Consider the following 13106-nt stretch of genomic DNA (forward strand, 5'->3'; position numbering starts at 1 on the left):
CTTGCATGAACTAAAGGCAGCCAATAAAATGATAAACAGTAGTCGTGCTTCATTTTTTAAGTTTTTGATTTTATTGGATTTAGTGCGAAGTCAGTGATCCTGTTTATCAGCGGGTATTACACCATCCATTCGACTCGTTACTCTCATGACAAACAACTCTATCGAGTTATTCTCTGGCGCAGGCGGTTTAGCAATAGGGCTTCATCAAGCCGGGTTCAATACACTTGCAGCCATTGAAACTAATAAAGCGGCTTGCGATACGCTTCAAATTAATAATCTTCTGGGTAAAGATTGTCAGATCATCCAAAGTGACGTGCGCTCCATTGATTACTCTAATTACCTAAAAATTGATCTTGTGTCAGGAGGACCTCCTTGTCAGCCATTTTCATTGGGCGGAAAACATTCAGCCCATGAAGATGACAGGGATATGTTTCCTGAAGCAGTCAGGGCCATTCGTGAACTACAGCCGAAAGCGTTTATTTTTGAAAATGTGAAAGGGTTGTTAAGAAAATCATTTACTGATTACTTTGAGTACATTCTTCTGCAGCTTCAGTACCCAAGTGTTCAGAAAAAGGAGGGAGAGTCCTGGGAACAACATCGGTCACAGTTAGATCAGTACCACATAGAACCGGACAAAAAAGGACTTAATTACAATGTTACTTTCAAGCTCTTGAACTCAGCCGATTATGGGGTTCCTCAAAAAAGAGAGCGGGTTTTCATTGTTGGCTTTAGAAATGATCTAAATATACATTGGACTTTTCCAGAAGCGACGCACTCTGAAGACGCGTTGTTATGGCATCAACTGGTCACTAAAGAATACTGGCAAGATCATGGATTACTTGTGCCCCAGCAATCCGTTAAAGAAGAAGCTAAAAAGAAATTTTTACTTAAAAAGTTTGGGATGTTTGCTCCTGTTCAAAAGCCTTGGGTAACTATCAGGGATGCTTTAAATGATTTGCCGCAACCATATATAGATGAAGACAATCAAAAATTCCACAATCATGTATTTAGAGGGGGAGCAAGAAGCTATCCGGGGCATACTGGAAGTCACATTGATTCACCCTCAAAAACGCTAAAAGCTGGGGTGCATGGCGTGCCTGGTGGTGAGAATATGATTCGGTATGACGAATCTACATTTAGATACTTTACAGTCAGAGAAAGTGCCCGGATTCAGACGTTTCCTGATGAATACAAACTGACAGGTTCTTGGACTGAGGCGATGCGCCAACTAGGCAACGCTGTTCCGGTCAAATTGGCAGAAATCATTGGCAGAAGTGTGTTAAAGGAAATTAAATAATTTAATACATAGCTTTGAACCACTCACAAGAATGGCCTTGTAAGTGGTTCGTTGAATTATCCTGTTAACTTATTTGCCCATGGCCTGCCCTGATGCAATATATCCCACTGAGATTTTGCCTGATTATAACGGCCGCTACCGGGGTCATGGTTTCCAAAACCGTCAATGGTTGTATTCCATATGGGCCTGTACGAACTGATCAATGTTGATTCTATTACTGAAATAATAGCAGCGTCTTCAGGTGGAATAATAATAAACCGACATTGAAAATCCTTTATATTTAAGTCATTTGCGTGCTCTATACTTCTGGCATGTTCAGATAATCTGGACTTCAGCTTTGGTTCGTTTTTTCTGGAAATGGCGCCGGTTCGCCAACCTGTAGGAACTGCTTTTCCTACATAAATGGGCTTTATACCTCTTGATATACTTTTGTACTTAGGGTGGTCTCCCGTGTAATACAGTGCGTAAACGCCAGATCCATAAAAAGTCGCTGGTATAGGAAATGAGTGTTTTGGGGTATTTTCCAGAAATTGAATTGCATTTTTTGAAAGTTGAATTAGAACATTTGACCTGTAAACCTGTCTTGTTACATCTACCACTTATCTTCTCCTTTTGATTTCCTTGTGGAAAGCGGATGTTATTTCACTGCATTTTTATTGGACAGTCGGTGATCCGGAAAATATGAAGCCAGTCAGATAGGGATGATGGATTTATGAATCAGATCACGTTGATCAGACATAAAAAATCCCCGCCGGAGCGAGGATTAAGTATCTGCCTGAAAGGTAGGAGAAGTATTAATCGCGAGTGAACAACTTATAAAGCACTGGCACTAAGATCAGCGTTAACACGGTGGATACCGCCAGCCCGCCAATGATGGTCCAGCCCATAGGTGCCCACATGATGCCACCCTGAATGGTGAGAGGTAAGAGCCCGCCTACGGTGGTCAGGGTAGTAAGAATGATCGGCATTAATCGTGTGGAAGCGGATTCATGTATGGCATTAGTGACGCCCATCCCTTGGGCGATCAGCTGGTTGGCGTAGTCGACCAGAATAATGGAGTTGTTTACCACAATGCCCATTAAGCTGATTAAACCCACGAAGGCGATGATCGAGAACGAGTAGCCACTGATGTACAACCCTAAGATAGCGCCAGTTAATGCAAACGGTATAGCGATGAAGATAATGGCCGGTTGCAGGAACGAACGGAATTGAAGTACCAGTACGGCGAAAATACCCAGCAATGAGACCACCATGGCTTTGGTCAGGCCGGCAAAGTTTTTGTTTCGGCTTTCTTCTTCACCACCTGCGACCCAACTGACATCGTCTGGCCAGTCCAGCGCATTCAGCCCTTGAATGACGTCCTGAGTGACGGCGGCCACGTTGTATCCGTCAGACACGTCCGCAGTAACGTAGATCATGCGTTGCAGGTTGTAATGCTGCAGTTTGGCCTGGGAGGATTCCAGCTCAATGTCGGCCACCTGACGCAACGGAATTTGAGCGCCTGTAGAACTGGTCAGCATGATGCGATCAAACTCTTTGCTGTCGGGCTGATTGTAGTGATTACTTTTCAATACGATGTTGTAATCTTCACCTAACTTATCCCGGTAAACCCCAACCTGAGCACCGTTTAAGGCCGTTCGAACGGACTGATCCAACTCGTAGGCATTGACGCCTAGCAGAGCGGCTTTGTCGGACTTGATCCGGATACGGGCGGTGATCATTTCGTCCGCAGCGGCGTTGTCCAGATTAATCACCCCTTCTGTTTGGCGCATGACGCTTTCGACTTTCGCTGCCATCATCCGAATACGGTCGTGATCGTCGCTGATCACCCGAATGGCGATGGGGGCTTCGTACGGCGGGCCTTGTTGAAACTGCTCCACTTTGATGTCGGCTTCTGGCCAGTCGACCAATAACCCGCGCAGTTCTTCGGTGATTTTGATGGTTTGTTCAATGCTTTCGCTGTCCAGCTGAACCATGAGTTGAGCGTAATTCGGCAGGCCCTGTTTTGGAATTTTATTGTAGTAAATGCGGGGGTTGCCATTGCCGACGTTGGTAGCGACGTGGGTGACCGACGGATGTTTGCTGATGACGTGTTCGACTTTCCGGGTAATGGCATCGGAGTGATCAATGCGACTGTTTATCGGCATTTTAATATCAATCAGAACCTGGGGCTTATCGGCTTTGGGGAACATGGAGACACCGACTGATTTCATTAAACCCAGCGAACTGATGAACAGGCCGATGCAGATAATGATCACCAGCCATGGAAAGCGCAGGCAAAAGTTCAATAAAGGGCCATACACTTTTGTGTTCAGCCAGTGGAAACCGGCGGTGCTGGTGGCCGCAATCGGGCCATTTTTATTGCTTAATAAGAACCGGGCGATCAAGGGGATAATGGTTAAGGCAATCAGCAGCGAACAAATCAGGGTTAATACCACAGTGACCGGCATGGAGCGCATGAAGGTGCCGGAGCCACTTTGCAGCAACAGTAACGGTAGAAAAGACAGTATGGTGGTAACTGTACCACTGGTGATGGCCCAACCCACTTGAGAGGCACCCCTGAGTGTGGCATCAAGGCCACTGTAACCCTCTTTTAAGAAGCGTTGTATGTTTTCAACCACCACAATGGCGTTATCAACCAATAACCCCAGGGCAACGATTAAACCGACAATGGTCATTTGTTGAATGCCGAAACCGGCGGTATCCACCCAGCCGACAGCGATGATGATCGATAACGGAATTGAAACCATGGCGACGACCGCAGGGCGAATGCCGAGGAGCAGCAACAACACCGCGCCAACGACGCCGATGCCTTGCATCAGGCTGGCGAAGAAGTTGTCTGTTTGGCGTTTAACACTGGTGCTTTGGTCAAAAATCCACACCAGTTTGATGTCGTCCGGTAAACCGGTTTCAAATTGGTTCACCGCTTGATGGATTTCGTCCATGACCGCGAAAATTTGCGAGCCTTCTCGTTGTACGGCAGAGACATACACACTGCGAAAACCGTCGTAACGGGCGATGTGTCTGGCCGGTGCGTCGGCCAGGCGAATGGTGGCAATGTCTTCGAGGTGAAGCACCTGATAATCCTGAGAGTAAATCGGAGTACGGCCGAGTTCTTCAATGGAGCGATATAAGCCGCTGGTTCGTACGGTGAGTCGCTCGGTACCGGAATAGATGAAACCTGCTGGAATGTTTCGGCTGTTACCGCTTAACACATCCAGCACGTGATTGGATGAAATGCCTAACGTTGCAAGTTTTCGTAAATCCAGGCCAATTTCAATTTGTTGCTCCGGAAAGGCCCAGGTGTCGCTTTCTTTGACATGTTTGATTTTTTCTAACTGATCTTCCAGTTTTTCAGCGTAATACTTCAGCTGGTGGTACGGGCTGGTTTCGGACGTTAAAGCCACCTGCATGATGTTGACATCGGTGGGTGAGATGCGTTTGATTTCCAGCTTTTGAATGCCATCCGGCAGTTGATCCCGAATCTGGTTGACGGCCCGAATGACCTCTTCGTATTTATCGTCCGGGTCTGTGCCATAGACGAATTGAATGCGGGTCGTGGAGACGCTGTCGCGAATGGTGGTTTTCACGTCGTCGATGTCGTCCAGCTCATTTAAGGCTTCTTCCACCTTATCCACAATCTGGCTTTCCATATCCAACGGGCTGGTGCCGGAATAAATAACGGTCACCAGACTGGATGGGAAGTTAAATTGAGGGTCTTCTGAGCGCGGCATGGTCTGATAAGACACGACCCCAAGGATGGTCAGAATTAACACGGCGACCCATACGAATTGGTGGTTTTGGATGGCAATGGCTGGTAAGCGCACGTTAGAACCTCACGTCTGAGTGGTCAAATAAGTCACAGAAAAAAAGCGAACCTTGCCTGAGCAAGGCCGCAAATAGCGGTTGGCTGTTCATCTACCAGAAGGCTGGTATAGACGTTCAGCGTAGCCGCTGGCTCTAAAAAAGATGGGTGGTCATTATAGACCCGAAAGGGTTGAACTCACCGCTTCCGCCGGGAGGGTTGTCGGTGTCGTCGTTAATTGCGCCCTGAGGTTGTATGGGGTTCCTAACACTATGGGCCACTCGGTATTTAATCCGTACGCAACATACACGGAGTCGGTACTTAACGAGTGCATTTTGACGGTTTTAAGTTCGATGTTGCGGCTGACCGGGTTCATTTGCGCCACCGTGCCCGTTTTGCCATTGGCAGAAATCAGGGAGGCGGTTGGTATGCGGTATAACACCGGTTGTTGGGCTGGCAGTACATTAATGTGCGCGTACAGGCCGGACATCAATCTCAACTGTTGATCTTCTATACGAACCTCAACTTCAAATAGCCCGGTATTTTCATTGGCTTGCGCCGCCATTTCGCTGATCACGCCCGTTAATTGATGGCCAGGATAAGCATCCAGTTCAATGGTGGTTTGATCGCCAATATTCACGTACACCGCTTCGCGGTCAATGAGGCCTGCTTTGACGACCCAGCCCTGGCTGTTGGGTGAAAAGACCAGAATGGGTTGTCCTGCGTTGACCAGCTCATCTTTCTCTATGTGTTTTTTAATGATAATGCCGTCGGTAGGGGCTTTAATCTGGGAGTGTTTCAGGTTGAATTCGGCAATGTTCAGTGCCGCTTTTGCTTTGTCCTGGCGAATCTGAGCGTTATCCAGCTTTTCTTTCGGAGCAAGACGCTGGCTGACCAACTTTTCCAAACGGGCTACGTCCAGATTGGCTTGTTTGTAGTCTGCCTGAGCCTGACGTTGCTGGGCCACTATTTCAGAAAGATCCAGCTGGGCCAGTAAGTCACCTTTTTTGACCTTTTGACCTTCTTCCACTGTGAGCTTTTCAATGATGCCCGAGGTTTTAAACGATAACCGGGATTGCGCTTTATTGGTGACCAGGCCAGACGAATAAAAGCGAATGGCGCTGGTGGTTTTTTCGATGGGTTGTGTGTCGACTGGTTGATTGGCAATTGCTGATGTACTGCTGATCACAAAAGAAATTAACAATAATAGCTTATTCATAATGCCCCCTAATTGACCGCTGCGGTTGACGTTCAAATTACCCATGATTGTTTGGTGCCCATTTATTTTATGGTGAGTCAAAATCATTTTGAATTTTACAGTGTAAAGATCTCGTTGATGTTGACGATGCCCACATGTTAATATCGTAAAGTATGCAGTGTCAACATGAAATGTGTGCAGTGAACACATAAAAATAAGAAAATCGGATATTGAGTCATCTTTGGCGTGTTTGAATCGTAGGGTAGCGCGTAGCTGTGTTATTATTCCGCCGGTTGAACTTGGAGCATTCATGGAAAAAACAAGCAACTATCATCATGGTAATTTGCGTCAGACGCTGTTGGATATTGCCTGCGAGCATATTCGGAACAAAGGCGTAGACGGCTTAAGTTTACGGGCGATTGCCAAACAGGCTGGGGTTTCTGCGAATGCCCCTTACCGGCATTTTTCGGATAAGCGTGCGTTGTTGATTGCCATTGCTGTGGTCGGCTTTGAAGAGCTGGTCGAGCGAATGAAAGAAGTTGAGGACATCGCCAAAGACGTGCTTGATGAGTTTCAGCTGAAAGGAAAGGCTTACATTCAATTTGCCGGAGACTGCCCGGAAAAATACAAATTGATGTTTGGGCCAGCCATTGGAGATCGTTTGGGTGATCCCGATTTGGTTCAAGCCGCCGGCGACTCTTATGAAATGTTGCTGCGCAGCATTCGGCGAGGGATCGAGCAGGGCGTGTTTCGTGATGTACCGGTTCAGGATCTGGCCGATCCGACGTGGGCGATGGTACACGGCATTTCAAGTTTGTTGATTGATGGTTTTTTTGAGCAGGATGCTCAGAAGTTTCGCCAGCTCAGCATCGCATGTCCAGCGTCTGGCGAGTGTTCGCTGGAGACACTGTTGGAGAATAATCTGCGATTGATCATGCATGGCATTCTTGCTTAAACGAAGATGGCTTAAACGTAGATGACTTGAATGTGGGTTGCTTAAGTACTGACTACATAACCGTCGGAGACCTCAGTCGAAAAAGACTGAGTCGGTAAAGATTGAATAGGTGATAAATGAAAACACGCATTACTGAATTATTGGGCATTCAACATCCGGTGATTTTACCTGGCATGAGTTGGATTTCAGTTCCTGAATTGGTGGCTGCGGTATCTAATGCCGGAGGCCTTGGTATCTTGGCATCCGGGCCATTAAGCCGTCAGGAAACGCGTGATGCGATTCGACGTATTAGGGAACTGACCGATAAACCGTTCGGTATTGGTGTCACTTTGATGATGCCGGGCGCCAAAGAAAATGCGGAAGTTGCCCTGGAAGAACAAGTACCGGTGATTAACTTTTCCCTGGGGAAGGGAGATTGGTTGGTTCAGGCGGCTAAAGAATACGGCGGCAAGGTCATTGCGACGGTAGTGACTGAAAAGCATGCTTTGGCGGCTCAGAAGTCCGGGGTGGATGCATTGATGGTGACAGGTCACGAAGCTGCGGCGCACGGCGGATCGGTGACGTCTTTGTGCCTCGTGCCTGCCATTGCCGATTTGGTGGACATTCCGGTGATTGCAGTCGGTGGGTTCGCCGATGGCCGGGGGCTATTGGCGGCACTTGCGCTGGGTGCGGACGGGGTTGCCATGGGTTCGCGGTTTGCAACCAGTCAGGAAAGCCCGTTGCACTCGAATGTGAAGTCGACGGTGGTGAATAAGCGGGTGGAAGAGACCATTTATTCAAATAACTTTGATGGCTTGTACGCACGGGTGATGAAAACACCAATGGCTGAAAAAGCCACTCGCCGGCCAATGAATTTTATTATGGCGGCGCTGAAATCGTTTAAAGCGGCCAAAATGGTCGATATGCCGTTATGGAAGCTGATGGCGGGGATGTTGGCTCAGTTTGATAAAATTCGGATGTTGTCGTTATTCGGTGCCGCCACTGAAAAACTGGAAGCCGCAACCATTGACGGTGATTTGGATAAAGGCGTGCAGTTCATTGGTCAGTCCCAAGGCATTATCAATGATGTGGAGAACGTTCAAATTCTGATGGATCGTATCATTCATGATGCGGAAACATTGTCGTTGGAGCTGGTTCGTAAACAACAAGGCGTGTAATTTGTCTGGCTTAAAAGGTACTGATTTCAGTACCTTTTTTATTGTGAAGAACTCGAGTATTGCGAACGAATTAATTGACGGCAATGCCGACTTCCAAGGCTTCAAACCAATTTAAAAACGTTTGCACCTGTTCACCTTTGAAGATTCGACCGTGCTGTGGACACATGAATTCGATGTCCAGCTGACGGACGCGGTTGATCCAGTTTTGTTTGGCCTGATTGGATGGCATCCATCGTTGGTGGAAGTATCGCATTTTATCGATTTGCTGATCGAAATCTTCCACGTATAAAGGGAAATCCCCGTGCTCCAGAGCTGCGCCGATGTCGCCGCTGAACAGAATTTTGGCCACCGGATCGTATATGTGCATATTACCGGACGAATGCAGGTAATGGGCCGGAATAAACTGTAACTCCAGAGAACCGAGCTTAAAGCTGCCGCCTTCGTCTTTGATGGGCGAATACTCGATATTTTCCATGCCGAAATGGCGTATGAAACCCTCCCACAACCAGGGGCTGTAGAGTTTGGCGTTGGGGATGACCTGATCCCACAGTCCTAAGGAGGAGATGATGTCCGGATCTTGGTGCGAGGCAAACAACGCGGTGACTTGCTCTGGCTTTACGTGCTTCAGAACGCTGGCAAACATGGAAGAAAACAGTTCAATACCACCGGGATCAAGCAACAGGGCCTGGCCGTCAGCAACGATCATATATTGATTCGTGTCGATGATTTTATCGGGTTTATGTGGGTCTCGGCCAAACAACACCCAATCGTGATTTCCCTGGTAAATCTTTTGCGCTTTCATTACGTGTCCCTTGTTAAAATTCTGCGTGATTCCGTTGCATGATCTTTGATTTTTGTCGTTAACCGTTGAATGTTATCGGCCATTTCCCGCAGGTTTTGTTCAAACTCTCCGGTGCGGTTGGACTCCAGACGTGAAGTCACCACAATAACGCTGGCAGCCCGCATCAGTGTTTGAATTTCTTCCAGTTGCGCGTCCAGTTTGCTCAGCTCTTTTTTGAGTTGATCTGAAATGGCTCTTAAGGTCTTTTGGGCATTGTGGATGACCGTGGCCAACGTTTGTTTATGCGCGTCCTCAAAGAGGTGCTCGGCAGCATGGTTGAGATGTTCAATCAATAAACTGGCTTTCCATTCCCTGACCGAATCCGTGGCGACCCGCAGTGAAATATCATTGATGGTATGAGCGAGTTGAATGGTATTTTCCGCCAATTCAGCAAAATAGCTGGTGATTACGGTCAGTCCAGCGGCTTTGCTGCCAGCCCTAAACACCACAAAACGCGCGTTTTTTGCAGCCAGCGAGAGTTCTTTGGCAATGGATTCTGCTTTGTCCAGTTCGGCGGCGACTGACGCAGTTTTGATCGACAGGCTGGCACTGTTAGGCATGGTTGGTCGTCATTCCTTTGGCTCACGATTGAAGTGTGCTGATTGAAGCCGCATTTATTTAATCGTGTTGAATTAAATAGTCTGATTTAACAGCGTCTGTTTAATCTCTTCATGAATCTAGTGTAGGAGATATATCGGCATTGTTTCTTCCGAACTTGATTAAAAAACATCCGCTTTAATCGTTTTATATCGAGTTTTAACTGTAAACCTTCAAAGACCAACTAATCTTAAACGGGCTGAGTTGATCCATTCGTAGCAGGTTTTTTTATGAGTCGTACGTTATTGTTGGTTTTTTTGATTGGTTTGGTGCTGTTTTCCGTCAGCTTTCTCCTTAACTTAGTCGCCGTTCAGCTGGCTGACCCGGACAGCTTGTTGTTCTGGCTTACCGTGCATGATCTGGTGATGGCTTCTTTATTGGCTGCGTTGGTTTATTTATTGGTGTTGGCACCGACGCAGCGTATTCCCCGGTTGTTTGCATTTTTAGAGGAAGATAAAACCGTAGTTGTTGATCTGACTTTACGCATGCCTGGCAGAAAAGCATTGAGCCGCTTTTTTTTTAGAAAAAACTGGAAAATATTAAATACCGTCATGGCTCAGACTGATAAAGCGTTGAGCGGTATTTACCGTTCAGCTTCACGGCTGGTGCCAATGGCGGAGGGCATCAGGGATTCCTACAATGCGCTCGCGCAAGGGGCGATCATCAATAAACAACACGCCGACCTGGTGAAAGACATCAACAGTAAGCTCTACCAGAAACAGGATGAAGTAACGGATAATGTGAAAAAAATACACCAGGCGTCGAATCAGGGACAGCAGTCGGTGGATGGCTCAATTACTGCGATGAATAAAGTCGTGAGCGACATTGGTTTGCTGTCTGAATCGGTGGCTGCGGCTTCGTCTGATATCAGCCAACTTAAAGCTCAGAGCGAGCAGATTAACTCCATCATTGCGGTGATTGGTTCCATTGCCGATCAGACCAATCTTCTGGCGCTTAACGCTGCCATTGAAGCGGCCAGAGCCGGAGAGTCCGGTCGGGGGTTTGCCGTCGTGGCTGATGAGGTTCGGTCTTTGGCGGTTCGAACGCAAGAAGCAACAGAAGATGTTCGTAAAGCGGTTGAAACGATTCAACTGCGCACCAATTCTGCCAATGAAACTATGAATAAAGGCAGCTCTCAGACGGAAGAAAGCGTGTCTTCCGTGCAGTCCGCTCAGGCCAAATTAAATCAATTGGTGGAAGCCATTCATGACATCTCCGACTATGCCAATATCATTCGTGAGCAAGTGGATGATCAGCACGTGATTTCTTCGGAAGCGGCCAATGAAATTGATCAGCTGATGCAGTTTAACCAGACGACCATCGACAATGCCAGATATCAGTCGGTGTCAGCCAACGATTTAATTAACTTGAGTCGGTGCCTGCATCAAAAGCTGGAAGGGTTTATTTTGACAGATAAAGCCGTGGATCATGAACTGAGAGTTTCGACCCGTCATGAAGAAATGGAAGCGGTCATTCATGAAGACATTGAGCTTTTTTAATTCAGATTGGCGCTATAAACGATATTTTATGAGCCTAAACAGTCTAACTTTTGATCAAAAAATAAACAGGCTTGTGCTTTACTTTCTATTTAAGCAGTAAACATGGCCGTATTTTCATGTTATCCATTCGAGTAAAGCTCTATCTGACCCTGGTGGTTTCTCTTTTCACGGTGGCATTTATAGGCACTCTGGGTTACTGGAGTGCGAAAGACCTCTCCGAAAACTCTTCCAAATTGTACAGTGAACAAACGCTGCCTTTATTAAAGCTGAATCAGCTACGGGACACTTCCTGGGATGTGTTGGTTAATGCGATTGTTCATACCTCGTATTTTGATGACGTTGAAATGGCGAATACCGAAACCAAAATCAACAGTTTGACGGCTCAGGCTGAGCAACTGAGAGAACAATACCTGGCATTTTCGTCGGTCTCTGAAAACCTCGATTCAACCCCGTTTGCGGAATTCACCGCCGACTGGAATCAGTTTGAAAAAACCATTCTGACCGAGGCTTTGGCGATGAGTCAGAACTTTGCCAAAGAAGATGCGCTCAAGTTACTGGTGGGGGATGGGAAGGTGGCCTTTGATAAAGCCATGGAAGGGCTAAAACATGTGGCGGATTGGCACACCAGCAATATGGAACAAATGAATGAAGCGTCTACCGCACAGGTGGATGCGTTATTTGGCACCTTTATTCTGGCCACGTCGGTACTGGGTATCGGTATCTTTTTGCTGATGTCCTGGGTGATCCGGACCATTGTTATTCCTCTTAATAAATTAGGCATTGCCGCTCGCCACGTTGAGAAAAACAAAGATGTGTCGCAACAGGTTGAGATCAGCAGCAACGATGAAATCGGTGTGGCGGTTCGGTCGTTTAATAGTATGTTGGTCAGTTTTGCTGAGGCGTTGAAAAAAGTGGATGACACCTCCGTCGCGCAATCGGAAGCCTGTGAAAGCCTGTTGAGGGTGTCCAGGGAAAGCCGGGATCGTATAAACGAACAAACCAACGAAGTGGAACAGGTGGCCAGTGCCATCACCGAAGTGGCTGCGTCCATCAGCGAAGTGGCGGGCAGCGCTAACGATGCTGCCAGTGCGGCCAAAGAAGCGGATGGCAGTGTCAAAAAAGGCAAGCAGGTGGTTCAGGAAACCACTAATGCGATTCTGGGGTTGTCCAGTCATGCCAATAATACTTTGAAAGTGTTGGAAGAGTTGATCGAAGAGAGCTCTCATGTGGCTAAGGTGCTGGATGTGATTCGGGATATTGCGGATCAGACCAATTTGCTGGCGCTGAATGCAGCGATTGAGGCCGCGCGGGCCGGCGAAATGGGACGAGGGTTTGCGGTGGTGGCGGATGAGGTTCGAACGTTGGCCAAGCGGACTCAGGACTCCACCAAAGAAATTGAAACCGTGATTGAGCGTTTACAGGCCGGCACCAAAGAGGCCGATGTGGTCATTCGCCGCAGCGTCTCCGAAACTCAGGGGTCCATTGATAAAGCGGAAGAGGGCGGCCATGCGCTGGAAGAAATCATCACCTCAGTGAACCGCATCTATGAAATGAATGAAATGATTGCAACGGCGGCGGAAGAGCAAGCCAGCGTGATTGATACCATCGATCAAAGCACAAGCCGGATCAATCTTATTGCCGAAGACGTATCAGACAAAGCCAATGAGGCCGATCAACACAGTCAGGAAGTTGCCGGATATGCCAAGCAAGTGAAGACGTTATTGAATGAATTTAAAACGCACTGAATGTTTGGAGTA

The 13106-nt window shown here is 47.4% G+C and carries 10 protein-coding genes; 5 read left to right on the top strand and 5 right to left on the bottom strand.

Annotated elements, in window-relative coordinates; genetic code table 11:
• The first annotated feature begins 145 nt into the window (after window positions 1–145).
• A complete protein-coding gene (locus tag ABD744_RS11150) occupies window positions 146–1297 on the top strand; it encodes a DNA cytosine methyltransferase (protein ID WP_344798507.1) in 1152 nt (383 codons plus the stop codon).
• A 56-nt stretch (window positions 1298–1353) separates the two neighbouring features.
• Here the strand turns inward: ABD744_RS11150 and ABD744_RS11155 are convergent, their stop codons facing one another.
• The 3 genes from ABD744_RS11155 to ABD744_RS11165 form a co-directional block, all read right to left on the bottom strand.
• Window positions 1354–1896 carry an Eco29kI family restriction endonuclease gene (locus ABD744_RS11155; RefSeq protein ID WP_344798509.1) on the bottom strand — a complete coding sequence of 181 codons (543 nt, stop codon included), beginning with the start codon at window positions 1894–1896 and terminating at the stop codon, window positions 1354–1356.
• A gap of 195 nt (window positions 1897–2091) precedes the next feature.
• On the bottom strand, window positions 2092–5124 hold the full coding sequence (locus tag ABD744_RS11160; protein WP_344798511.1) for an efflux RND transporter permease subunit: 3033 nt from the start codon (window positions 5122–5124) through the stop codon (window positions 2092–2094).
• Window positions 5125–5277: 153 nt separating this feature from the next.
• Complete coding sequence (locus ABD744_RS11165; protein WP_344798513.1) at window positions 5278–6321, bottom strand: efflux RND transporter periplasmic adaptor subunit; 1044 nt, start codon at window positions 6319–6321, stop codon at window positions 5278–5280.
• 289 nt (window positions 6322–6610) lie between these two features.
• Between ABD744_RS11165 and ABD744_RS11170 the strand changes: the two genes are divergently transcribed.
• Window positions 6611–7255 (top strand): TetR/AcrR family transcriptional regulator, encoded by a 645-nt coding sequence (locus tag ABD744_RS11170; protein ID WP_344798515.1) that lies wholly within the window; start codon window positions 6611–6613, stop codon window positions 7253–7255.
• A 116-nt stretch (window positions 7256–7371) separates the two neighbouring features.
• Entirely contained in the window at window positions 7372–8412 is a 1041-nt protein-coding gene (locus tag ABD744_RS11175) for an NAD(P)H-dependent flavin oxidoreductase (RefSeq protein WP_344798517.1), read from the top strand.
• Window positions 8413–8482: 70 nt separating this feature from the next.
• Here the strand turns inward: ABD744_RS11175 and ABD744_RS11180 are convergent, their stop codons facing one another.
• Both ABD744_RS11180 and ABD744_RS11185 read right to left on the bottom strand, forming a co-directional pair.
• Window positions 8483–9214: an oxygen-binding di-iron domain-containing protein gene (locus ABD744_RS11180; RefSeq protein ID WP_344798519.1), complete on the bottom strand. Its 732-nt coding sequence runs from the start codon at window positions 9212–9214 to the stop codon at window positions 8483–8485.
• On the bottom strand, window positions 9214–9813 hold the full coding sequence (locus tag ABD744_RS11185; protein WP_344798521.1) for a hypothetical protein: 600 nt from the start codon (window positions 9811–9813) through the stop codon (window positions 9214–9216). Before ABD744_RS11185 ends, ABD744_RS11180 begins: the two co-directional genes overlap by 1 nt.
• Before the next feature lie 267 nt (window positions 9814–10080).
• Between ABD744_RS11185 and ABD744_RS11190 the strand changes: the two genes are divergently transcribed.
• Together ABD744_RS11190 and ABD744_RS11195 are read left to right on the top strand one after the other, a co-directional pair.
• A complete protein-coding gene (locus ABD744_RS11190) occupies window positions 10081–11349 on the top strand; it encodes a methyl-accepting chemotaxis protein (RefSeq protein ID WP_344798523.1) in 1269 nt (422 codons plus the stop codon).
• Window positions 11350–11465: 116 nt separating this feature from the next.
• Window positions 11466–13094, top strand: coding sequence for a methyl-accepting chemotaxis protein (locus ABD744_RS11195; protein ID WP_344798525.1), 1629 nt, complete (start codon window positions 11466–11468; stop codon window positions 13092–13094).
• The last annotated feature ends 12 nt before the right edge of the window (window positions 13095–13106 follow it).

Source organism: Litoribacillus peritrichatus (assembly GCF_039537985.1).
GTDB lineage: Bacteria > Pseudomonadota > Gammaproteobacteria > Pseudomonadales > Litoribrevibacteraceae > Litoribacillus > Litoribacillus peritrichatus.

Coding starts and splice junctions, on each gene's coding strand:
- ABD744_RS11170 (WP_344798515.1), top strand. CDS start 6,611: ATGGAAAAAACAAGCAACTATCATCATGGTAATTTGCGTCAGACGCTG.
- ABD744_RS11185 (WP_344798521.1), bottom strand. CDS start 9,813: ATGCCTAACAGTGCCAGCCTGTCGATCAAAACTGCGTCAGTCGCCGCC.
- ABD744_RS11165 (WP_344798513.1), bottom strand. CDS start 6,321: ATGAATAAGCTATTATTGTTAATTTCTTTTGTGATCAGCAGTACATCA.
- ABD744_RS11150 (WP_344798507.1), top strand. CDS start 146: ATGACAAACAACTCTATCGAGTTATTCTCTGGCGCAGGCGGTTTAGCA.
- ABD744_RS11180 (WP_344798519.1), bottom strand. CDS start 9,214: ATGAAAGCGCAAAAGATTTACCAGGGAAATCACGATTGGGTGTTGTTT.
- ABD744_RS11175 (WP_344798517.1), top strand. CDS start 7,372: ATGAAAACACGCATTACTGAATTATTGGGCATTCAACATCCGGTGATT.
- ABD744_RS11190 (WP_344798523.1), top strand. CDS start 10,081: ATGAGTCGTACGTTATTGTTGGTTTTTTTGATTGGTTTGGTGCTGTTT.
- ABD744_RS11195 (WP_344798525.1), top strand. CDS start 11,466: ATGTTATCCATTCGAGTAAAGCTCTATCTGACCCTGGTGGTTTCTCTT.